We start from the raw sequence: 22247 nt of genomic DNA, 5'->3' as shown, positions 1-22247 counted from the left end.
GTCACGGGACGTCGACGCCACCCACCCCGGAGAACAGGCTGCGAACCATGAGCACATCACCGTCGTCCCTCGTCGAGCGCGCCCGGTCCGGGAAGCCGATCGGAGTGGGGATCATCGGCCTCGGGGCGCAGGGGGGCTGGGCCGGGCGCTCCCACCTGCCGGCCCTGCGCGCCGTCCCGGGTTACGAGGTGCGGGCCCTGAGCACGAGCTCGGCGCGGTCCGCGCAGCGCTCCGGCCACGAGCACGGCGTGCCCCGCGCCTTCGGGTCGGCGGCCGAACTGGTCGCCTGCGACGAGGTGGACCTCGTGGTCGTGGCGGTGAAGGTGCCGCACCACCGGGAACTCGTGCGCACCGCGCTGGACGCCGGCAAGGCCGTGCTGTGCGAGTGGCCGCTGGGCAACGGTCTCGCGGAGGCCGAGGAGCTGGCGCGGCACGCCGGTGACCGCGGGGTCCGGACCGCCGTCGGGCTCCAGGCGCGGTCGCACCCGGTGCTCACCCACGCTCGGGACCTCGTGGCCGACGGCTACGTGGGCGAGGTGCTGTCCACGACGGTCGTCGGCTCGGGCGGCGCCTGGGGCGCCACCGTCGGCCCCGGCGACCACCACGTGCTCGACGCCGCCAACGGCACGACGCTGCTGACCGTGCCGTTCGCCCACGCCCTCGACGGGCTGGCCTCCGTCCTGGGTGAGCCCGAGGAGCTGACGATCCGACTGGCGTCGCGGCGCACGTCCGCCGTGGACACCGGGAGCGGGCGGCGCGTGCCGATGACCGCCGCGGACCAGGTCGTCGCCTCGGGGCGGCTGCCGGGCGGCGCGGTGGCCACCTTCCACTACCGGGGCGGCACGGCCCGGGGCACGAACTTCCGCTGGGAGATCAACGGCACCGAGGGCGACCTCGTCCTCACCGCCCCGATCGGCCACCTCCAGCTCAGCCCGATCACCCTCGAAGGCGGTCGCGGCACGTCCACCGGGCTCGCTCCCCTGGCGGTGCCGGAGTCCCACGTCCGCGTCCCGCGGCTGGACCCCCACGCCGACGCGCCGGCCTACGCGGTCGCCCACGCCTACCGGCGGTTGCTGGACGACCTGCGCGAGGGCACATCGGGCGTGCCCGACTTCGCGCACGGGGCCGCCCGGCACCGCAGCATCGGCTGACCGCTCGACCGGACGCGCGGCCCCGACGGCGGTCCGGCGGGCTCAGGCCGCGACGGGTTCCCCGGCGTCGACGGCGTTCGGGTCGGGCTGCAACGCCACCAGGACGATCGCGCCGAGCGTGAGCGCGACGCTGACCAGGATGACCGGCAGGTAGCTGCCCGCCGCGTCGGCCAGGACGGCGCCGAGCTGGCTGCCCACCGCGACGGCGACCATGTGCAGCGCCCACAGCACGCCGATCGCCGTGCCCTTGCGCCCGCGCGGCAGGATCTTCGCGATCCACATCGTGGTGGCGACGACCGTGACCAGGTAGCTGGCGCCGAACAGCGCGCCGAACACCAGCACGGTGAACTCGGCGGCGAAGAACGGCGCGATCATCATCGACGCGGCGCGCAGCGCGTAGCCGCCGATCAGCGTGGCCCGGATCAGCCCCTTGTCGCACAACCGGCCCGCCACCAGCGAGCCGACGATCTCCAGGCCGCCCAGCAGCACGAACGCCACCGAGCTGGTCACCGGCGCGACCCCGTGGTCGTGCATGTGCGGGAACAGGTGCACGTCGATGAACGCCATCGTGGTGCCGCAGGCGAAGAACGGCAGGATGAGGCCGCGCACCCGCTTGTCCGCCAACGCCATCCGGATGCCGGCCCAGAAGCCGTGCTCGGCGGGCGTGGTCGGCGTGGCGTTGCGGTTCGAGTAGCGCACCAGCAGCAACGACAGCGGCAGCATCACGACCAGGAACACCACGCCGACGCCCAGCAGGATCTGCTGCCACGACGTGACCGTGCCCAGGAACGTCCACAGCGGCACCAGCACCATGAACCCGACCGCCGCGCCGTTGGTCAGCACCGCGTACAGGAAACCGGCGTTGCGGCCCTGGAAGAGCTGGTCGGCCAGCACGCCCAGCGGCACGAACGACAGCATCGTGCAGCCGACCGCGCCGAGCACGCCGTAGGTCGGGACGAACACCCAGATGTCCTTCGCCAGCGCGCAGACCACCAGCACCACGCCGGTGATGCCCGCGCCGATCGCCAGCACGGGCACCGCGCCGATCCGGTCGGCCAGGTGGCCCACCGCCGACGACGCGAGCGCCGTCACCACGGCGAACAGCGTCGTGCCGACCGCGAGCGTGCCGCGGCTGACGTCGAAGTCGTCCGCGATCGGCAGGAACAACACCTGGACGGTGGACTTCATCGACGAGCCCGCCATGGAGATGACGAAGCTGACGGTGGTCGCGAACACCGCGAACGCGGTGATGCCGGACGCGACTTTCGGCACGGTGCTCATTGTTCTCCAGATCCGCCGCGCGGTAGCCGTCCGCCGGGCCCGTTCATGCTGCCACGTGCCGTGTGCAGCGAAAACACCTCTTCACCTATCGCGCGTTGCGCTGAACAGACCAGCGCCGGCGGGTGTCGGGCGGTGACCTGACGCGGATCCATAGGGAATCCCGATGACCCCGACCGGCGGCACGCCCGCTGCGCCGGGCGCACGCACCGGCACCGCCTATCCTGTTCGCCGTACGCGGCCGGTCGACGTGGAGGCTCGGGAGATGTCGAGGATCGTCAAGGCAGTGGTCGCCACCGGCAAGGGCGAGCCGGTCCGCAGCCACGACATCGTCGTCCCCGATCCCGGCCCCGGCGAGGCGACCGTCCGCGTCCTGGCCTCCGGCGTCTGCCACACCGACCTGCACTACCGCGACGGCGTGATCGGCGACGCCTTCCCGTACCTGCTGGGCCACGAGGCGTCCGGCATCGTCGAGCAGGTCGGGCCCGGCGTCCACCACGTGGAGCCCGGCGACTTCGTGGTGCTGAACTGGCGGGCGGTCTGCGGGCGCTGCCGCGCGTGCCGCCGGGGCAGGCCCGAGGCCTGCGTGGACGACCACACCGCGTCGACGGCAATGACCCTCCTCGACGGCACGCCGCTGCGACCGGCGCTGGGCATCGGCGCGTTCACCGAGCTGACGCTCGTGCACGCCGGCCAGTGCACCCCGGTCTCGCCCAAGGCCGACCCGGCCGTCGCCGCGCTCCTGGGGTGCGGGGTCATGTCCGGCCTGGGCGCGGCGATGAACACCGGCGGCGTCACCACCGGCGACACGGTCGCCGTGATCGGCGTGGGCGGTGTCGGCTGCGCGGCCGTCGCGGGCGCGAAGCTCGCCGGCGCCACCACGATCATCGCGGTGGACCTCGACGAGCGGAAGCTGTGCCACGCCCGCGCGCTGGGCGCGACGGACGTGGTCGACGCCCGCCAGACGCCGGACGTGGTGGCCGCCGTCCGCGCCCTGACCGACGACCTCGGCGCGGACGTGGTGATCGACGCCGCCGGCACGCCCGAGACGTGGCGGCAGGCGTTCTACGCGCGGGCCCTCGGCGGCACGTTCGTGCTGGTGGCCCGACCCGACTCCGGGATGCGCCTGGAGATGCCGCTGCTGGACACGTTCCTGCGCAACGGCACCTACCGCACGAGCTGGTACGGCGACTGCCTCCCGTCGCGCGACTTCGCGCCGCTGATCGACCTGCACCTGCAGGGCCGCCTCCCCTTGGACCACTTCGTCACCGAACGCATCGGCGTGACCGAGGTGGAGCAGGCGTTCACCGCCATGCGCTCCGGCGACGTGCTGCGCAGCGTCGTCGTCTTCGACTGACGGGGACCTTCGCCTGCCGGGACATTTAGGTTAGCCTAACCTGCATGCCCCGGTACTCGACGTTGGACCAGTTGCAGCTCAAGGTGCTCACCAAGGCCGCCGGCCTGGTCACCGCGACGCCCAACCAGCGCGACGTGTTCGACCAGTTCGCCATGACGGTCACGGCGGTCGCCGACCTCGCGCCGCACCTGCGCCGGGTGACGTTCCGGGCACCGGAGTTCGCCGAGTACCGCGTGACCGGCCCGGACGAGTGCTTCGGCCTGCTGATGCCGCCGGCCGACCGGCCGTTGACGATGCCGAGCCCGGACCGCGTCAACGTCCGCACCGCGATCCGCGCCCTGCCCGCCGAGGACCGGCCGGACCTGCGCTGGTACACGGTCCGCGCGCACCGGCCCGAGCTGACCGAGGTCGACGTGGACTTCGTGCTGCACGGCGACGCGGGTCCGGGCACCCGCTGGGCCACCCGGGCGGAGGTGGGCCGGTCGGTGGGCTTCCGCGCGGGCAACTCCGGTTACCGCGCCCCGTCGACCGGCGCGGTGCTGCTGGCCGCCGACGAGACCGCGCTGCCCGCGCTGTGCGCGATCCTGGAGTCGGGTGTGCCCGCGGACGCCCGGATCTTCGCCGAGGTCCCCGACGAGGGCTATCACGTGCCCGTCGACGCGCCCGTCACGTGGCTGCACCGCGGCGCCGACGCCCCCGGCTCGCACCTGCTCCGCGCGGTGACCGGGCTGCCGTCCCCCGCGCCGGACTACGCGTGGGTGTGCGGCGAGTCGACCCTGGCCACCGGCGTCCGCCGGCACCTGGTGAAGGAGCGCGGCGTGGACCGCCGCTCCGTGGTGTTCAGCGGCTACTGGAAGCTCGGTGCCGCCCGGCTGTGACCTACCACCCGCGGCGGGGCGGCCGGTTGCCCGGCTGCTCGTCCCGGCTGCGGTAGACGATGTAGGGGCGGGTGAGGTAGCCCAACGGCATCGAGAACACGTGCACGAGCCGGCTGAACGGCCAGAACGCGAACAGCGCCCAGGCCGCCAGCGCGTGCAGCCGGAACCCGAGCGGCGCGGCGGCCATCAGCTCCGGCTCCGGCCGGAGGTAGAAGATCGACCGGAACCACGGCGAGACCGACTCGCGGTAGTCGTGGGGGTGGTCGGTGAGGTTGCCGAGGACCGTGGTGCCGAGACCCAGCACGATGGCGCCGACCAGCAGCACGTACATCACCTTGTCGTTGCGCGTGGTGGCGGAGAACACCGGGCCGACGGTGCGGCGCCGGTAGACCAGGATCGCCGCGCCCACGAGCGTGCAGGCCCCGGCCAGCACCCCGAGCCCGACCGCGACCGCGTGGTAGGCGGTCTCGCTGATGCCGATCGCCTCGGTCCACGACTTCGGCACCAGCAGGCCGCCGACGTGGCCGAGCGCGACGAGCAGGATGCCGAAGTGGAACAGCGGGCTGCCCAGGCGCAGCAGCCTGCTCTCGTAGAGCTGGGAGGACCGCGTGGTCCAGCCGAACTTGTCGTAGCGGTAACGCCACACGTGCCCCACCACGAACACCGCGATCGCCACGTACGGCACGACGACCCACAGCATGATGTCGAGCGTGCTCGGCGGCGCGGTCACCACGAGCCCCCGTGCGGCAGCGGCCCGAACCCGGACAGGGCGGTCATCGCGGCCCTCCCCGCGGTTGCGGCATGTGCTCGGGTGGGGCGAACGGGGCCAGGCCGACCTCTTCCTCCGGCGGTCCCTCGGCGATCAGCCGGGCGATCGCCTCGTGCTCGTGGCGGCCCAGGGGCGGCAGCGTCGCCGACACCGACTCCAGGACGTGCGCCCACGGCGAGCCGGCCTCCCTCAGCCCGAGGCGGATCAGCTCCAGCCCGGCGCGGTGCTCGCCCAGCAGCCGCAGGCCGGTCGCCGGGTCGCCGGTGGCGGCGAACTCCAGCACCACGGCCAGGTGGTCGGGCAGCTCGCCGTCGTCCAGTTCGAGGCCGGCGGCCCGGTAGGCGTGCTTGAACCGCAGCAGCGCCATGCCCCTCTTGCGCGTGTCGCCGTAGGCGAAGTAGGTCAGGTAAGGGCTGAACCGCTTGCGGTGGTCGAAGGTCGCCACGTAGTCGACCGCGAGGTCGGTCGGCGAGGTGGCCGCCACGTGGTCCAGGAACGCGTCCAGCGGCACGGCGAGCGGCGCGGGCAACGTGCCGGTCGCGGCGCGCAGCAACGGCAGCCGGGCGAACCACGGCTCGTCGGGGTAGCCCAGCAGCAACGACTGGACCTGCCACGCGGTGGCGCGCTGCGCGTCGGTGGGGGTCACGGCTTCGGCTCCACCTCGCCGGCCGGGTCTCCCCCGCCGGGCCGCTCCGCCGGCGGGAACAGGCCGTCCGGGCGGCCCTTGCCGTCCCAGTTCAGCAGGTTGACCCGGCTGCCCTTGTCGACCGGCGCGGCGAGGCTGTCGGTCGTCTGCCGGTCGCGCAACATCCGGAAGTTCTCCACCGCGATCGGCGACGTGCCGCCCGAGCCCTCGCCGAACGGGCCGGAGCCGCCCATGCCGGGCCCGCCCTCGTAGTCGAGGCTGCACTCGGCGGCCAGTTCCTCCAACCCGTGCGCCTGCTCGGCGTGCGCGGGCGGGATGACGTAGCGCTCGTCGTACTTGGCGAGCGCCAGCAGCCGGTACATGTCGTAGACCTGCTCGCCGGTCATGCCGACCTTCGCCGCGATGGCCTCCTGCGGTTCACGGCCGAGGTTGATGTCGCGCATGTAGCTGCGCATCGCGGCGAGCCGGCGCAGCACGGCGTCCACCGGCCCGACGTCGCCGGCGGTGAACAGGTTCGCCAGGTACTCGACCGGGATGCGCAGCGCCTCGACGGCGGCGAACAGGTTGCCGTGGTCCTCGGCGTCGTGGCCCGTGTCGCGGACGACGTCGACCACCGGCGACAGCGGCGGGATGTACCAGACCATCGGCATGGTGCGGTACTCCGGGTGCAGCGGCAGCGCCACCTTGAAGGTGGTGATCAGCGCGTGGATCGGCGAGCGCTGGGCGGCCTCGATCCAGTCGCGCTGGATGCCGGCGCGTTCGGCCTCGCGGACCACCACCGGGTCGTTCGGGTCGAGGAACACCCGCCGCTGCGCCTCGTACAGGTCCTTCTCGTCCGGTGTCGAGGCGGCTTCGAGCACCCGGTCGGCGTCGTAGAGGACCAGCCCGATGTACCGCAGGCGTCCCACGCACGTCTCCGCGCAGACGGTGGGGATGCCGACCTCGACGCGGGGGAAGCAGAACGTGCACTTCTCCGCCTTGCCGGTGCGGTGGTTGAAGTAGACCTTCTTGTACGGGCAGCCCGACACGCACATCCGCCAGCCGCGGCAGCGGTCCTGGTCGACCAGCACGATGCCGTCCTCGGTGCGCTTGTAGATCGCGCCGGACGGGCACGACGCGGCGCACGAGGGGTTGAGGCAGTGCTCGCAGATGCGCGGCAGGTAGAACATGAACGTCCGCTCGAACTCGAACTTCACCTTGTCCGCGATGCCCTGGAGCATCGGGTCCTGGTCGCCGTGGTCGGGCGAGCCGCCGAGGTCGTCGTCCCAGTTCGCCGACCAGGTGATCTTGGTCGGTTCGCCGCTGATCAACGACCGGGGCCGGGCGACGGGGGTGTGCTCCTGCGCCGGCGCGTTGGTGAGGGTGTCGTAGTCGTAGGTCCAGGGCTCGTAGTAGTCGTCGAGGCCGGGCATCTTCGGGTTGCTGAAGATGGTGAGCAGCTTGCGCAGCCGGCCGCCGCCCTTGAGCTTCAACCGCCCGCGCCTGGTCAGCGCCCAGCCGCCGCGCCAGCGCTCCTGGTCCTCGTAGCGGCGCGGGTAGCCCTGCCCGGGCCGGGTCTCGACGTTGTTGAACCACACGTACTCGACGCCGGAGCGGTTGGTCCAGGCCTGTTTGCAGGTGACCGAGCAGGTGTGGCAGCCGATGCACTTGTCCAGGTTCATCACCATCGCCAGTTGGGCCATCACGCGCATCAGTACCGCACCTCCTGGGCACGACGGCGGATCACGGTCACCTCGTCGCGCTGGTTCCCGGTCGGGCCGAGGTAGTTGAACGCGAACGACAGCTGGGCGTAGCCGCCGATCAGGTGCGACGGCTTGACCAGCAGCCTGGTCAGCGAGTTGTGGATGCCGCCGCGCTTGCCGGACGCCTCGGCCCGGGGCACGTCGATCAGCCGGTCCTGGGCGTGGTGCATGTAGGCGGTGCCCTCGGGCATCCGGTGCGACACGACCGCCCGCGCGACGACGACGCCGTTGCGGTTGACGGCCTCGATCCAGTCGTTGTCGGCCACGCCGATCTTCGCCGCGTCCTCCTGGGACAGCCAGATGGTCTGCCCGCCGCGCGACAGGCTGAGCATGAACAGGTTGTCCTGGTACTCGGAGTGGATGGACCACTTGGAGTGCGGCGTCAGGTAGCGGACGGTGATGCCCAGCTCGCCCTGCTCGCCCACGCGGGGTTCGCCGAACAGCGCGTGCATGTCCAGCGGCGGGCGGAACACCGGCAGCTGCTCGCCCAGCTCGGCCATCCAGTCGTGGTCGAGGTAGAAGTGCTGGCGGCCGGTGAGGGTGTGCCAGGGCTTGAGGCGCTCGACGTTGATGGTGAACGGCGAGTAGCGGCGTCCGCCGGTCTCCGAGCCGGACCACTCGGGCGAGGTGATCACCGGCACCGGCGCGGCCTGCGTGTCGGCGAAGGTGATCCGCTTGCCCTCGTGCTCGGCGGCGAGGTCGGCCAGCGGCGTCCCGGTGCGCTGTTCGAGCGTGTGGAAGCCCTGGGTGGCGAGGTGGCCGTTGGTGGTGCCGGACAGGGCGAGGATCGCCTCGCACGCGTGCACGTCGCGCACCAGCGACGGCCGGCCGTCCGCGGGACCGCCCCGCACGGCGCCGTTCTGCTGCCGCAGGTACTCCACCTCCCGCTCGACCCGGAAGGTGACGCCCTTGGTGGTCGCGCCGAGCGAGTCGGCCAGCGGACCCAGCGCGCCCATCTTCGCCGCGACGGCGGTGTAGTCGCGCTCCACCACCGCGAGCCTCGGCATGGTGACGCCCGGGATCGGCTCGCACTCGCCGGCCTTCCAGTCGCGCACCACGCCGTGCGGGGTGGCCAGCTCGTCGGGGGTGTCGTGCATCAGCGGCGTGGCCACGACGTCCTCGCGCACGCCCAGGTGCTTCTCCGCCAGCGCGCTGAAGGCCCGCGCGATGGTCTGGAACGCGCCCCAGTCGGTCCGGGTCTGCCACGGTGGCGCGATGGCCGGGTTGAACGAGTGCACGAACGGGTGCATGTCGGTGGTGTTGAGGTCGTGCTTCTCGTACCAGGTCGCGGCGGGCAGCACGACGTCGGAGAAGAGGGTGGTGCTGGTCATCCGGAAGTCCAGCGACAGCAGCAGGTCCAGCTTGCCGACGGGCGCCTCGTCGCGCCAGACCACGTCCTTCGGCCGGTGCTCCGGCGGGGTCTGCTCGGCGCGCAGCGAGTGGTCCGCGCCCAGCAGGTGCTTGAGGAAGTACTCGTTGCCCTTGCCGGAGGAGCCGAGCAGGTTGGCCCGCCAGATGCTCAGCACGCGCGGGAAGTTCTCCGGCGCGTCCGGGTCCTCGCAGGCGAACCGCAGCCGCCCGGCCTTCAGCTCCGACACCACGTGCTCGGCGGCGGGCACGCCGGCGCGTCGCGCCTCGTCGGCCAGGTCCAGCGGGTTGCGGTCGAACGTCGGGTAGGACGGCATCCACCCCATCCGCGCGGACTGGGCGATCACGTCCGCGGTGGTCTTGCCGGCCAGCTGTCCGCCCGCGGTGGCGGCGGCGAGGGTGTCCGCGCCGAAGCGGTCGTAGCGGAACTGGTCGGTGTGCAGGTACCAGTAGGCGGTCTGGATCATCTGCCGCGGCGGGCGCGACCAGTCCAGCCCGAACGCCAGCTGCGACCAGCCGGTGATCGGGCGGCACTTCTCCTGCCCGACGTAGTGCGCCCACCCGCCGCCGTTGACGCCCTGGCAGCCGGTGAGCGTGGTCAGGGCGAGGAACGCGCGGTAGATCGTGTCGGAGTGGAACCAGTGGTTGGTCCCGGCGCCCATGATGATCATCGACCGGCCGCGGGTCTCCTCCGCGTTGGCGGCGAACTCGCGGCCGATCCGGGCGGCGGCCTGCGCGGGCACGCCGGTGATGGCCTCCTGCCAGGCGGGCGTGCACGGCTGCCCGGCGTCGTCGTAGCCCGCGGGCCACTCGCCGGGCAGCCCTTCGCGGTGCACGCCGTACTGGGCCAGCAGCAGGTCGAACACCGTCGTGACCAGGTGCCCGCCGACCCGGCGCACCGGCACCCCGCGCCGCAGCACCGCCGCCGAGCCGTCCGGGGCGTCGAAGCGCGGCAGCTCCACCACGACCGACTCCCCCGGCCCGACCGACAGCAGCGGGTCGACGTCGCCCAGGTCCAGGTTCCAGCGGCCCGCGCCCTGCTCGCCGAAGCGGAACCCGAGGGAGCCGCCCGGCACGACCGGCTCGCCGGTGGCGGAGTCGAGCAGGACGGTCTTGAACGCCGCGTGCTCCCGACCGGCCTGCGCGGGCGGGTCGGGCAGGTCGGCGGCGGTGAGGAACTTGCCGGGCCGGCGCACGTCGCCGTGCTCGTCGAGCCGGACCAGGAACGGCAGGTCGGTGTAGCGCTTGACGTAGTCGGCGAAGTAGGGCGCCTGGCGGTCCACGAAGAACTCGCGCAGGATGACGTGGCCCATCGCCATGGCCAGGGCGCCGTCCGTGCCGGGCTGCGCCGCGAGCCACTCGTCGGCGAACTTCACGTTGTCGGCGTAGTCCGGCGACACCGCGACGACCTTCTGCCCCCGGTAGCGGGCCTCGGCCATCCAGTGCGCGTCGGGCGTGCGGGTGACCGGCAGGTTCGAGCCCCACATGACCAGGTAGCCGGCGTCCCACCAGTCACCGGACTCGGGCACGTCGGTCTGGTCGCCGAACACCTGCGGCGAGGCCACCGGCAGGTCGGCGTACCAGTCGTAGAACGACAGCATCGCGCCGCCGATCAGCGACACGAACCGGGCGCCCGAGGCGTGCGACACCATCGACATGGCGGGGATCGGGGAGAAGCCGGCGACCCGGTCCGGCCCGTGGGCCTTGATCGTGTGCACGTGCGCGGCGGCGATCATCTCGGTCGCCTCGTCCCACGACGCGCGCACCAGGCCGCCCTTGCCGCGCGCGGCCTTGTACCGCCGGGCGCGTTCGGGGTCCTCCACGACGTCGGCCCAGGCCAGCACGGGATCGCCGGTGCGCGCCTTGGCCTCCCGGTACATCTCCAGCAGCACGCCCCGCACGTACGGGTAGCGCACGCGGGTCGGCGAGTAGGTGTACCAGGAGAACGCGGCGCCGCGCGGGCAGCCGCGCGGCTCGTACTCCGGGCGGTCGGGGCCCGCGGACGGGTAGTCGGTCTGCTGCGCCTCCCAGGTGATGATCCCGTCCTTGACGTAGACCTTCCACGAGCACGACCCGGTGCAGTTCACCCCGTGGGTGGAACGCACCACCTTGTCGTGGCTCCACCGGTCCCGGTAGAAGTCGTCCGCCTGCCGCCCGCCGATCTTGTGCAGGGTCCGCAGGTCCGGGGAGATGTCGGCGCGGGTGAAGAAGCGGCGGGTGCGCACCAGTGCCTCGGCCAGCCCTCCGTCCAGCCCGGCGTGCCCCGGCGGTGGTCCGGTCCCGGTGCTCATGGCGCACGCCTTCCCTCGGGGGCGACCGCCCGCACGGCACGGCGCACCGAGGTCGCGGTGAACAGCAGCGAGGCCAGGGCGACGACGGCGAGCGCGGCGAGCCCGAGCGCGTACGAGGACATCGCGCCGTAGAGGGCGCCCATCACCAGCGGAGGCACGAACCCGCCGAGCCCGCCGGCCGCGCCGACCACGCCGGTGACCGCGCCGACCTTGTCCGCCGGCGCGAGCAGGGCGACCAGCGCGAACACCGCGCCGCTGCCCCCGCCGAGCGCGGCGGCCATGGCCAGGAACGCGATGGTGCCCAGCGGCATCAGCGGCGGCGTGAACGCCTGCACGACCGCGCCCACCGTCACCACCGCCAGGCAGGCGACGAGGACCCGGGCGGGGTCCCACCGGTCCGACAGCCAACCGCCCACCGGCCGCATCACGACCGCGAGCAGCACGAACCCGGCCATCCGGTTGGCCGCGTCGGCCTGCGCCAGGCCGTAGGCGGCGCCCAGGTAGGCGGGCAGGTAGACGGAGAACGCGACGAACCCGCCGAACGCCACCGCGTACAGCGCCGAGGCCTGCCAGGTGAGGGGCAGCCGCGCGGTGGCGGCCATCCGGGCGGTCACCGACCCGGTCGGCGCCGTCCGCCCCGGCGCGTCGCGCAGCAGCACGGCGGCGACCACCGCGTAGAGCGCCAGCGCCACCGCCGTCACCGCGAACGGGGTCGCCACGCCCCACCGCTCGACCAGCTTCACCGTGGTCAGGGCGCTGATCGCGGTGCCGCCCATGCCCGCGCCGAAGATCCCGATCGCCAGGCCGCGCCGCTCGGGCGGGAACCAGAGGTTGACGAACGGCACGCCGACCGCGAACGCGGTGCCGCCCACGCCCAGGAAGAACCCGCCGACCAGCAGCGCGGCCAGCGACGTGTGCCCGACCAGCCCGAGGAACAGCACCGGCACGATCGTCACCGCCGAGACCAGCGGGAACATCACCCGGCCGCCGAACCGGTCGGTGAGCGCGCCCACCGGTATCCGCCCGACCGACCCGACCACCACGGGGACCGCGACGAGCAGCGCCTGCTGGAACGCGCTCAGCCCCAGGTCGTCCTTGAACCGCGGCCCCAGCGGGCTCAGCAGCGCCCAGGCCCAGAAGTTCAGCGCGAACCCGATCGTGGCCAGGCCGAGCATCAACGCCCGCCGACCGGTGGTCGGTGGCCGGTGATCCGTGACCGGCACTGCTGACAAGCCCATGGCCGAGTCCTCGTCCGTGCTCCGGGTGCGCTTCGGCCATCGTCACCCTGAGTCGGGGTCACCGCACCTCGACGTCACCCCGCCCGGTGGTCACAGCAGGCCGCGCCGGTACGCGGCCACCAGTCGGCGCGGCACCGCCACCTCGCGACCGTCCAAGGTGGTCACGGGGACGAGGTCGGGCACCGAGGCCTTCCACCGCGCCCGGCGGTGGCGGGTGTTGCTGCGCGAGGTCCTGCGCTTGGGGACGGCCATGTCAGCGGCTCCTCCTGCCGTAGCGGCGGTTGAACTTCTCCACGCGGCCCGCGGTGTCCACGACCCGCTGGTTGCCGGTCCAGAACGGGTGCGAGTCCGCGGTGATGTCCACGGTGATCAACGGGTAGGTGCGGCCGTCCTCCCAGTCGATCGTGCGGCTCGACGTGGCCGTCGACCGGGTGAGGAACGCCTTGCCCGTCGACTGGTCCTGGAAGACCACCGGGTGGTAGTCGGGGTGGATGCCCTGCTTCACAGCTCCTCCATCTGGTCGTGCCACTCGGCGAACGGGTCGACGAACTCCAGCTCGTCGACCAGCGCCGACTCCTCGTCGGTCACCAGCGCCTCGCGCAGCGCCTCCGCGATCTCGTCCGGCGCGGCGGAGGCGGTGATCACCACCAGCTCCTGCGACCGGTCGCCGTGCTCCGCGTCCCAGCGGGCCGCCGCCGACGCCCGGCGCTCGGCGTCCACTTCGGACCAGTCGTCCACGGCCGCCAACCACGGGCCGAGCGTGCCGACGTTCAGGGCGCCCCCGGCGGATTCCAGCCACAGCGCGACGTCCGGTCGGCTCGCCACCCAGAACCGGCCGCGGGTCCGCACCACGCCGTCGAGCAGCACGTCCAGGGCCTGGTGCAACCGCATCGGGTGAAACGGGCGCCGGGCCGTGAAGTGGACGACGGACGCGCCGGGCGCCGGGTCCAGCGGCGGCCGGCCGCGCAGCAGCGGCCCGAAGCCGTCGTCGACGCGGCCCCGGCGCGCGTCGGGCGGGATCGCGGCGAGCAGGGCGGGCACGTCCAGCGTGCCCAGGTCGTGGCGCGGCGCGAGCGGCGACAGGCGGTCGAGCACGGCGTCCAGCGCCTCGCCGCCGCCGACGCCCGTCATCACCAACGCGTCGGCGAACTCCGCCTGACCCACCACGACCTGCGCCACGGTCCGCTCGTCGGTCGCGGCCGCGGCCAGGCCGCGTTCGGCCAGCGTGACCTCGCCGGTGGCGTCGGTCAGCCACGTGGTCCGGTCGACCACCGTGATGACGGCCTCGACCCGGACGTCGAGCCCGCTCAGGGCGAAGCAGACGGCTTCCGGCTCCAGCGCCGGGTCCAGGTGCACGACCACTCGGCCGCCCAGGCGTTCGAGCAGCGGCAGCAGGTCCAGGCGCAGCGTGCACGAGACGCACCCGTGCGCCAGTTCCAGCACGGTCAGCCGGCCGTCGACCCAGCGGCGCACCACGCCCTCGGCCAGGTCGCTCAGGTCGTGGCGGACCAGCGCCGACCCCGGTGACGCGCGCCAGACCTCGTCGGCGACGTCGTGGTGCGCGAGCCCGGCCACCAGTACCACCTCGGTTCCCATGTGGGGTACCGTAACTGGAAACGATTGTCATTTCAATTCAGGAGGTCGTGTGTCCTCGCGCCACTGCCGGCTGACCGGCCGCAAGCCGGGCTTCGGCAACCAGGTCTCGCACTCGAACCGGCGCACGTCGCGGCGCTGGCTGCCCAACACCCAGCGCCGCCGCTACTGGCTGCCCTCGGAGAACCGGCACGTCGTGCTCACCCTGTCCACCAAGGCGATCAAGACCGTCGACCGGCGCGGCATCGAGTCGGTCGTCGCGGAGCTGCGCGCGCGGGGGGAGAAGGTCTGATGGCGAAGTCCACCGACGTGCGGCCGATCATCAAGCTCCGGTCCACCGCGGGCACCGGCTACACCTACGTCACCCGCAAGAACCGCCGCAACGACCCCGACCGCATGGTGCTGCGCAAGTTCGACCCCGTCGTGCGCCGCCACGTCGACTTCCGCGAGGAGCGCTGATGGCCAAGAAGTCCAAGATCGCCAAGGACCGGCAGCGGCGGGAGGTGGTCGCCCGGCACGCCGAGCGCCGCGCGGAGCTGAAGGAGGTCATCCGCACCGACCCCGAGCGGCGCGGCGAGGCGCAGCGGGCACTGCGGAAGCTGCCCCGCGACGCCAGCCCCACGCGGCTGCGCAACCGGGACGCCGTGGACGGCCGCCCCCGGGCGTTCCACCGCGCGTTCGGCCTGTCCCGCATCCGGCTGCGCGAGATGGCGCACCGGGGCGAGCTGCCCGGCGTCGGCAAGGCGAGCTGGTGAGCCGGGCGCCCCGGGGCGAACGCGCGCCGAAACGCCGGGTAAACCTACTGGCCGGGGAGGGCGTCGCCGAGGTGGACTGGAAGGACGCGGCCCTGCTGCGGAAGTTCGTCTCCGACCGCGGCAAGATCCGCTCCCGCCGGGTCACCGGCCTCACCCCGAAGCAGCAGCGCCGGGTCGCCACGGCGATCAAGAACGCCCGCGAGATGGCCCTGCTCCCCTACCCCGGCCAGGGGCGGTGACCAGGCGGGCCGCCGTCTTCGGGGGGACGGCGGCCCCTCGTCCGCCGCGGGCCGCCCGCCGCCACCGCGGCGGCGGCCCGTCCACCATTTGACCATCTCTTTACTCTTCGGTCGTCGTGCCCGATACTGGGCGCCGAGGGGAGTACTTCCCAAGCGCCCGACCGGTCAGTACGGACATCCCGAGAGGTGTCCCCGGCGGGCCGCCCGTCAGGGTGAAGGAGACCTCGAACCGCAACGTTCGAGGAGCCTCGATGCCCGTGCACGTCCTCGCTTCGGCGAGCCCCGCCGACTCCGTCGGGTCGCCCGGCCTGTGGTTGATCAGCATCGCCGTCCTGGTCGCGCTGCTGGTCGCCGACTTCGTGGTCACCCGCCGTCCGCACGACGTGTCGATGCGGGAAGCGGCGGGGTGGTCGGTGTTCTACCTCACGCTGCCGGTGGCGTTCGGGCTCTGGCTGTGGAGCTTCGCCGGCAGCGACCGCGCCCTGGAGTTCATGACCGGGTTCGTGGTCGAGAAGTCGCTGTCGGTGGACAACCTGTTCGTGTTCATGCTGCTGCTCGCGGCCTTCGCGGTCCCCACCGCCGTTCAGCAGCGCGTGCTGCTCTACGGCATCGTCGGGGCGCTGGTGCTGCGGGGCGTGTTCATCGCGGCCGGCGCGGCGATGCTGTCGGCCGGCACGTGGGCGTTCCTGGTGTTCGGGCTGGTCCTGTTCGCCTCGGCGGTGAAGCTGCTGCACGACGCGGTCAGCGGACCCGCCGCCGAGCGCGACGTCTCCCGGATGCGGTCCGTGCGGCTGCTGCGGCGGCTCATGCCGGTGACCGACGACTACCGCGGCACCCGGCTGACGGTGCGCGAGCACGGACGGCGCGCGCTCACGCCGCTGGCGGTCGTGGTGGTCGCGGTCTTCGCCACCGACGTGGTGTTCGCCGTCGACTCGGTGCCCGCGGTCTACGGCATCACCGACGACCCCTACCTGGTGTTCGCCACGAACGCGTTCGCCCTGCTCGGCCTGCGCGCCCTGTACTTCGTGCTGCACTCCGCCCTGGCCAAGCTCGTCCACCTCAACCACGGGCTGGCGATCATCCTGGCGTTCATCGGGGCGAAGCTGGTGCTGCACTGGGCGCACGGCATCTGGCCGGGCGTGCCGGAGATCCCCACCCCCGTCTCGCTGGTGGTGATCATCGGCGTGCTCGTCGTCGTCACGGTCACCAGCCTGCGCTCCCGGCGGCGCGCCGACGACGAGCAGGCCGCCGCGCCGCGGGGCTGAGCACCACCGCCGGTCGACCGCCCGGCGCGGGACGGTCGACCGGCGCGTGCCGGTCAGCCCCGGTCGCCCAGGTCCAGGCGGTCGGCCAGGCCGGCGGCGGCGAACGCGGCCACCAGGTCGTCACGGCCCTCGGTGAAGTGGGCCCAGCCGTCGTAGTGGACGGGCACCACCTGGCGCGCGCCGAGGATGCCGGCGGCCTCGGCGGCCTGCGCGCTGTCGAGGACGATCACCGCGCCGTCGAAGAGGACCGGGAACCGGGGCGCGCCGGCGAACAGGACGGCCGTGTCCACCGGGCCGAAGCGGTCGGCGACCTGCCGGACCGCGTCGAGCGAGGCGTTGTCGCCGCTGACGTAGACCGTGGGCAGGCCCTCCCCGGTCAGCACGAAGCCGACGACCTGGCCGGTGAGCGGCTCGACCTCGGCGCGGGTCAGCGGGCCGTGGACGGCGGGCACCCCGGTCACCGTGACCGTGCCGCCGCCGGGGCGGTCCAGCTCGACCGACTCCCAGTCGGCGAGCCCCTTGGCCCCACCCCCCAGCCGCTGCCCGCCGCCGGGCGTGGTGAGGGTGAGCGGGACGGCGGCGAGCAGCGCCCGACCGGCCCGGTCGAGGTTGTCCGGGTGCTCGTCGTGGGAGAGCAGGACGACGTCGACCCGGCCCAGGTCCGCGGGCGTGGCGGCGGAGGGCGCGGTCTTGGTCAGCGTGCCGCGCGGCACGGGGTAGTCGCCGGGCTCGTCGAACGTGGGGTCGGTCAGGAAGCGCAGCCCGCCGTGCTCGAACAGGGCGGTCGGGCCGCCGAAGACGCGGACGGCGAGCCGATCGCTGGTGGTGCCGGTCATCAGAACCTCACGGATGATCAAAGGGCTATCCGTGAGGGACGGTAGCCGCTTCTCACGGAAGAACACAACTCGTACCATGAGACCCATGAGGGACGCCCCGGTCGACGACGCCGTGCTGCCACCCGCCCCCGGCGCGGAGGACTACCTGGCCGTCGACTTCGTCAACAGCGCCGTCGCGCTGCCCGGCGGGCAGTTCGCCGACTTCCTCGGCACACCCGGCGGCACGAACCAGTGGCTCTTCGACCGCGGTCTCGCGCCCGCCGACGCCGGGGTGCGGGAGATGTGCGCGTCGCAGCTGCGCTCGTTGCGCGAGAACCTCAGGTCGCTGTTCGCCGCCCGGGTCGCCGGGGTGCCCGCCCTGCCGGCGGCGCTGTCCGCCGTCAACGACGCGCTGAGCAAGGCGCCGACGGCCGCCCTGCTGCGGTGGGACGAGCGGACCGGCCCTTACCGCGCCACCCCGTGCCCCACCGACGAGATCCTGGACCGTGCGCTCGCGACGCTCGCCGCCAACGCCGCCGACCTCCTCACCTCACCCGACGCCGACCGCCTCACCCACTGCGGTTCGACCCCGTGCAACCGCTACCTGCTGCGCCACGGCCGCCGCCACTGGTGCTCCACCCGCTGCGGCGACCGCGCCCGCGCCGCCCGCTCCTACGCCCGGCGGACGGTGAAGGCGAGCTGACCGGGCGGCCCCACCGCACGCCGCGCCTCACCACACGATGTCGCTCAACGCCTCCAGCGGTGCGCGCTCGTCCAGGGACTCCGGCACGACGAGGGTGTCCGCGGCCGTCAACGCCGTCGGGAACGTGAAGCCGCAGCGCTGTTCGACCTCACCCAACCGCACCTGGAACACCCGGAACTCGTCCAGGTCCAGCGACTCCAGCTGGTCGAGGTTCTGGGTCAGCACGAACGCCCGCGCCTTCAGCGTGCCCGCCGATGTGAAGGCGATGACCTTCCAGTACTCGCGCGGCAGCGCCACGCCCCGGAACACGCGGTCGTCGGGTCGGAACACCGGGCCGCCGTAGACGCTCACGCGGAGGTCGTCGACGTCCACGTCGGACATCACCGCGTCCTCGAGCCGGCCCCACAGCCCCTGCCGCATGCTCTGGTTGAAGTCGTCCATCTGGGGCGTGATGTTGGTGAAGAAGAACGAGTCCACGTTCGCCTTCTGCGCCACCGCCTTCGGCCCCCAGAGCAGGTCGGCGCGCCGGGCCAGGTGGCCGCGGTCGAGCCGGTTGCCCCGGTACAGCTCGTCGCCCACCTGGAACTGCGCCGGCAGCCGCGGGTCGAGCACGAACGGGATGCCGGTGCGGTTGATCGACTTCAGGTCGCCGCCGTCGATGTTCCACGCCACCCAGAACGCGAACCGCCGCGACTTGCTCTGCGCCAACGAGAAGTGCGTGTAGTCGACCACCACCGACCCGTCCAGCTCGACCGCGTCGGCCCGCGCCGCCGTGCCGAGCTCCGGCACGCCCACCGGCGTGCCGAGGAAGTTCTCGTCGAACCCGACCAGCGCGGCCGCCTCGACCCGCCGCGGCGGCGTGAGCGTGATGCCCAGCTTCTCGAACACCGAGCCGGGCAGGCACGCCAGCGCGTGCTCGTCCGGGCTGTCGCCCGACTCGCCCGCGAAGTGCAGGCCCGCCATGGTCTTGCCGGTCCGGCCGTTGGCCGCCTTGAACAGCCACGCGGAGCCGGAGTCGCCGCCCATGCTGATCTCGCCGTCGGCGGCGGGCCGCGCCGGGTCGGGCCCGATCTCGAAGCAGCCGATCTGCCGCTGACCCACACCCGGCCCGTAGTCGATCTTGACGAGGGTGTCGACGCGCCGGACCACGCCGTGCGTCACGCCGGTCGTCCGGCCGCTCTTGACGACCTTGTCGCCCAGCTCCGGCTCGCCGAGCTGCTCCACGGCCACGCCGAGGTCGAGGACCTCCGCCTCGAACCGCCGGTCCTCGATGGTGGCGACGGCGCAGTCCCCCGCCGCGCCGAGGTGCGACCGGACGAGCCGGCCCAGCCGGTTGCGGTCGGTGCGGTTGTCGTCGTGCACGCCGGGCTGCACCACGTCCTCGCCCAGCGCGCCGTTCGGGCCGTGCAGCACGTGCCAGTTGCTCAGCACGTACGGGGTGCCGTCGACCCGGTCGTAGACGACGCAGCCGAAGGTGCCCGCGGAGACGCGGACGTGCCCCAGGCTCACGCCCGGCGCGACCGGGTCGACGCGCGTCTTGCGCACGTCGCCGACCGCCTCCCCCACCACGTGGAAGTCGACCCGGTAGTCGCGTTGCAGCACGTCGGTGGGCACGGGCACGCCGTCTACCTCGATCACCTCGGGCAGCGGCGCGGTGCCGAGCGCGCGCAACGCCTCGGGTTCGGCGACCTTCTGCCGGACGGTGAACTGGATGGCGATCCGGTCCGTCGGCTTGCCGTCGGCCACCTTGTAGCCGATGCCGATCGAGGACACGTTCGGGTCGCGCAGGTAGTCGGCGCCCTTGGTGCGCACGAACCGCCTCAGCGACGCCTGCAGACCGTTCTTCTTCTTGACCATGAGCGCAACCCCCTGTGTGTGCGCGCCGGTGGCCTTGCTGTCGACGTCACCCGATCCGGTGTTAGCTCGAACCCGTCGCGTTCACCCATTCAGCCCAACGTCTGACCACCGAATGCAGTCTGCACCCTCGAGAAGGCGGAAAGTTGACCATCGGACGACTGATCTTTGAACTCTGATCGGACCTGTCGCCGCCCCGGTGCACGTGCTGTGGTTCAAGGACGAGCACGTTCCCCGACGAAACCCTGCCTGTTGGAGGAGCTGTGAAGATCAGACACGTCACCGTGGCGGGCGCGCTGTTGGCCGGCCTCGTCGCCCCGACCGCGCACGCCGCCCCCGCACCGCACGCCGGTCCCGCTCCCGTGCTGCACGCCGACCGGGCGCACGCCGTGGCGGGCAGCTACATCGTGGTGCTGAAGCGGCACGAGGACCTGGCCGCCGCCCGGTCCGCGGCGGCCAACGTCACGTTCACCTACCGGACGGCCCTGCCCGGCTTCGCGGTGCGCGCGACCGCCGCGGAGGTCGACCGGCTCGCCGCCGACCCCCGTGTCGCCTACATCGCGCAGGACGCGCGCGTCCGGCTCGACGCCCGCGACCTGGCCGCGCCGGACGTCACCGCGCAGGACCTGGTGGTCCAACCGGACCCGCCGTCCTGGGGCCTGGACCGGATCGACCAGCACTCCCTGCCGCTGGACCACAAGTACTTCCACCCGAACACCGCGTCGACCGTGCGGGCGTACGTCTTCGGCACCGGCATCCGGTACACGCACCAGGAGTTCGCCGGCCGGGCCGTGCCGGGGCTCGACACGGTCGGCGGCGTCACCCCGCCCGGCAACGACTGCAACGGCCACGGCACGCACATGGCGGGCACAGTCGGCGGCGGGACCACCGGCGTGGCGAAGGACGTGACCCTGGTGTCCGTGCGGGTGCTGAACTGCCAGGGCTCCGGCACGTACTCGCAGATCATCGCGGGCATCGACTGGGCGACGCAGGACGCGGCGGCGAGCGGCCGGCCGGCGGTCGCGCTGATGACGCTCGGCGGCACGGCGAACCAGGCGTTCAACGACGCCATCACCAGGTCGATCAACGCCAACGTGCACTACTCGGTGGTGTCCGGCGGCTCCAACGCCAACGCGTGCGCCTACTCGCCCGGCAGCACGCCGTTGGCCACCACGGTCGGCGCGACGGACGCCAACGACGCGAAGGCGAGCTTCTCCAACTACGGCACGTGCATCGACGTGTGGGCGCCGGGCGTGAACATCACGTCGGCGTGGGGCACCTCGGACACCGCGTACTCGACCATCAGCGGCTCCACGGCGTCCGCTCACGCGGCGGGCGTGGCGGCGCTGTGGCGGCACCGGTTCCCGGGCGACTCGGCGGTGGCCGTGGCCGAGGCGCTGCGGGCCAACGCCACCCCCGGCGTGGTCGCCAACCCCGGCACGGGATCGCCGAACCTGCTGCTGTTCATGGGCATGATCCCGGTCTAGCCCGCTCGCGCGGGCCCGGTCGCGGGTGTCGACGGCGGCCTGCGTGCGACCACGCAGGCCGCCGCCTGAGGGTGGCGAGGTGCGGCGCCGGCCGATCCGGCGGTTCGCGCGACCGCCGACCGCCGGCCACCGGGCATCGGCCACCGGCGGACGCGCCTCGGCGGAGGCAGTTCCCCAGGGCGAGCGGCGAGGGCAAGGGGCAAGGATGCCGGGAGTCCTGGGCCCGGGCATCGGGAGTCGTGGTGTGTCGATGCCGGAGACCCCGGAGGCTGCCGCGGGTCGTCCCCTGCCGGCAGTACGTCGCCTTCCGATGTCCCGCAGCAGTACGCCGCTTCTCCGATGCCCGGCGCCGGTGCCCCGCGCTTCGATCCGATCCCGGGCTGCCGGTCGGGGCGCAGGCTTCGGTGGTTGAGGGCGGCCTCTTTGTTCAACCGACGTTTCAGGGTTCCAGAAACGCCGTTATCTTTGATCGGGTTGGTGAGATTCACCCGATCGTGGTGGTCGGACTACCCGGCCAGCCGCCCGGCCACGACCAGCAGCGCCGCGATCACGGCGATCGCCGCGTAGGGCACGTACACGCGGGGCCGGCCGCGCGTGCCCGCCCACGTCAGCACCGCCGAACCCGCCCACACCAACGCGGTGCCGCCGGCCGCGACGATCATCGGCACCCGCCCGTACGAGCAAACACCCGACACCGGGTAGTCGCAACTACCCGTCGGGGTGAACGCCATCAGCCCGTACACCATGGCGATCGGCGCGAAGACGCACAGCAGCACCGTGCCGAGCACGGCGAACCGTTTCATGGGCCCGCACGGTAG

22 protein-coding genes are annotated in these 22247 nt (G+C 73.0%); 10 read left to right on the top strand and 12 right to left on the bottom strand.

The features are described from left to right. The first annotated feature begins 47 nt into the window (after window positions 1-47). Complete coding sequence (locus tag IOD16_RS09645) at window positions 48-1151, top strand: Gfo/Idh/MocA family protein (protein ID WP_201439745.1); 1104 nt, start codon at window positions 48-50, stop codon at window positions 1149-1151. 42 nt (window positions 1152-1193) lie between these two features. Here IOD16_RS09645 and IOD16_RS09640 read toward each other — a convergent pair whose 3' ends face one another. Further along, entirely contained in the window at window positions 1194-2423 is a 1230-nt protein-coding gene (locus tag IOD16_RS09640; protein ID WP_170185015.1) for an MFS transporter, read from the bottom strand. A gap of 271 nt (window positions 2424-2694) precedes the next feature. Between IOD16_RS09640 and IOD16_RS09635 the strand changes: the two genes are divergently transcribed. Together IOD16_RS09635 and IOD16_RS09630 are read left to right on the top strand one after the other, a co-directional pair. Beyond that, window positions 2695-3786, top strand: a complete 1092-nt coding sequence (locus IOD16_RS09635) for an S-(hydroxymethyl)mycothiol dehydrogenase (protein ID WP_201439744.1) — start codon at window positions 2695-2697, stop codon at window positions 3784-3786. 44 nt (window positions 3787-3830) lie between these two features. After that, on the top strand, window positions 3831-4664 hold the full coding sequence (locus tag IOD16_RS09630; RefSeq protein WP_201439743.1) for a siderophore-interacting protein: 834 nt from the start codon (window positions 3831-3833) through the stop codon (window positions 4662-4664). Window position 4665: 1 nt separating this feature from the next. Here the strand turns inward: IOD16_RS09630 and narI are convergent, their stop codons facing one another. From narI to mrf, 8 genes are all read right to left on the bottom strand, one after another. Next, window positions 4666-5364, bottom strand: a complete 699-nt coding sequence (gene narI / locus IOD16_RS09625; protein ID WP_123747896.1) for a respiratory nitrate reductase subunit gamma — start codon at window positions 5362-5364, stop codon at window positions 4666-4668. 73 nt (window positions 5365-5437) lie between these two features. After that, window positions 5438-6079, bottom strand: coding sequence for a nitrate reductase molybdenum cofactor assembly chaperone (narJ, locus tag IOD16_RS09620; RefSeq protein WP_201439742.1), 642 nt, complete (start codon window positions 6077-6079; stop codon window positions 5438-5440). Then, the gene (gene narH / locus IOD16_RS09615; protein WP_201439741.1) at window positions 6076-7770 is read right to left on the bottom strand and encodes a nitrate reductase subunit beta; all 1695 of its coding nucleotides are present in this window, start codon (window positions 7768-7770) and stop codon (window positions 6076-6078) included. The genes narJ and narH overlap by 4 nt, the downstream gene beginning before the upstream one ends. Further along, a complete protein-coding gene (locus IOD16_RS09610) occupies window positions 7770-11480 on the bottom strand; it encodes a nitrate reductase subunit alpha (protein WP_201439740.1) in 3711 nt (1236 codons plus the stop codon). The genes narH and IOD16_RS09610 overlap by 1 nt, the downstream gene beginning before the upstream one ends. Next, a complete protein-coding gene (locus tag IOD16_RS09605; RefSeq protein ID WP_236594858.1) occupies window positions 11477-12718 on the bottom strand; it encodes an MFS transporter in 1242 nt (413 codons plus the stop codon). Before IOD16_RS09605 ends, IOD16_RS09610 begins: the two co-directional genes overlap by 4 nt. Window positions 12719-12808: 90 nt before the next feature. Next, window positions 12809-12970, bottom strand: coding sequence for a 50S ribosomal protein L32 (gene rpmF, locus IOD16_RS09600; RefSeq protein ID WP_201439739.1), 162 nt, complete (start codon window positions 12968-12970; stop codon window positions 12809-12811). A 1-nt stretch (window position 12971) separates the two neighbouring features. Continuing rightward, on the bottom strand, window positions 12972-13223 hold the full coding sequence (locus IOD16_RS09595) for a type B 50S ribosomal protein L31 (protein ID WP_123742583.1): 252 nt from the start codon (window positions 13221-13223) through the stop codon (window positions 12972-12974). After that, entirely contained in the window at window positions 13220-14314 is a 1095-nt protein-coding gene (gene mrf / locus IOD16_RS09590) for a ribosome hibernation factor-recruiting GTPase MRF (protein WP_201439738.1), read from the bottom strand. Before mrf ends, IOD16_RS09595 begins: the two co-directional genes overlap by 4 nt. Before the next feature lie 49 nt (window positions 14315-14363). On the opposite strand from mrf, the gene rpmB reads away from it, so the two are divergent. The 5 genes from rpmB (at window position 14364) to IOD16_RS09565 (ending at window position 16570) form a co-directional block, all read left to right on the top strand. Continuing rightward, window positions 14364-14603, top strand: a complete 240-nt coding sequence (gene rpmB / locus IOD16_RS09585) for a 50S ribosomal protein L28 (RefSeq protein WP_236594857.1) — start codon at window positions 14364-14366, stop codon at window positions 14601-14603. After that, window positions 14603-14770: a 50S ribosomal protein L33 gene (gene rpmG / locus IOD16_RS09580; RefSeq protein ID WP_201439736.1), complete on the top strand. Its 168-nt coding sequence runs from the start codon at window positions 14603-14605 to the stop codon at window positions 14768-14770. The genes rpmB and rpmG overlap by 1 nt, the downstream gene beginning before the upstream one ends. Further along, on the top strand, window positions 14770-15066 hold the full coding sequence (rpsN, locus tag IOD16_RS09575) for a 30S ribosomal protein S14 (protein WP_201439735.1): 297 nt from the start codon (window positions 14770-14772) through the stop codon (window positions 15064-15066). Before rpmG ends, rpsN begins: the two co-directional genes overlap by 1 nt. Next, a complete protein-coding gene (gene rpsR / locus IOD16_RS09570) occupies window positions 15063-15305 on the top strand; it encodes a 30S ribosomal protein S18 (protein WP_201439734.1) in 243 nt (80 codons plus the stop codon). Before rpsN ends, rpsR begins: the two co-directional genes overlap by 4 nt. A gap of 251 nt (window positions 15306-15556) precedes the next feature. After that, window positions 15557-16570: a TerC/Alx family metal homeostasis membrane protein gene (locus tag IOD16_RS09565; RefSeq protein ID WP_201439733.1), complete on the top strand. Its 1014-nt coding sequence runs from the start codon at window positions 15557-15559 to the stop codon at window positions 16568-16570. A gap of 53 nt (window positions 16571-16623) precedes the next feature. Here IOD16_RS09565 and IOD16_RS09560 read toward each other — a convergent pair whose 3' ends face one another. Continuing rightward, window positions 16624-17406, bottom strand: a complete 783-nt coding sequence (locus tag IOD16_RS09560; protein WP_201439732.1) for an MBL fold metallo-hydrolase — start codon at window positions 17404-17406, stop codon at window positions 16624-16626. Between the two features lie 85 nt (window positions 17407-17491). Between IOD16_RS09560 and IOD16_RS09555 the strand changes: the two genes are divergently transcribed. After that, on the top strand, window positions 17492-18088 hold the full coding sequence (locus IOD16_RS09555) for a CGNR zinc finger domain-containing protein (RefSeq protein ID WP_201439731.1): 597 nt from the start codon (window positions 17492-17494) through the stop codon (window positions 18086-18088). A 27-nt stretch (window positions 18089-18115) separates the two neighbouring features. Here the strand turns inward: IOD16_RS09555 and IOD16_RS09550 are convergent, their stop codons facing one another. Then, window positions 18116-19945: a DNA/RNA non-specific endonuclease gene (locus IOD16_RS09550; protein WP_201439730.1), complete on the bottom strand. Its 1830-nt coding sequence runs from the start codon at window positions 19943-19945 to the stop codon at window positions 18116-18118. Window positions 19946-20205: 260 nt separating this feature from the next. On the opposite strand from IOD16_RS09550, the gene IOD16_RS09545 reads away from it, so the two are divergent. Continuing rightward, window positions 20206-21429, top strand: coding sequence for a S8 family peptidase (locus IOD16_RS09545; RefSeq protein ID WP_236594856.1), 1224 nt, complete (start codon window positions 20206-20208; stop codon window positions 21427-21429). A gap of 506 nt (window positions 21430-21935) precedes the next feature. Here the strand turns inward: IOD16_RS09545 and IOD16_RS09540 are convergent. Next, window positions 21936-22232 (bottom strand): hypothetical protein, encoded by a 297-nt coding sequence (locus tag IOD16_RS09540; protein ID WP_201439729.1) that lies wholly within the window; start codon window positions 22230-22232, stop codon window positions 21936-21938. Window positions 22233-22247 lie beyond the last annotated feature (15 nt).

Origin of the sequence: Saccharothrix sp. 6-C, assembly GCF_016695385.1 — a bacterium.
Classification (GTDB): domain Bacteria; phylum Actinomycetota; class Actinomycetes; order Mycobacteriales; family Pseudonocardiaceae; genus Actinosynnema; species Actinosynnema texasense.
This window is presented reverse-complemented; position numbering and strand designations above follow the sequence as displayed.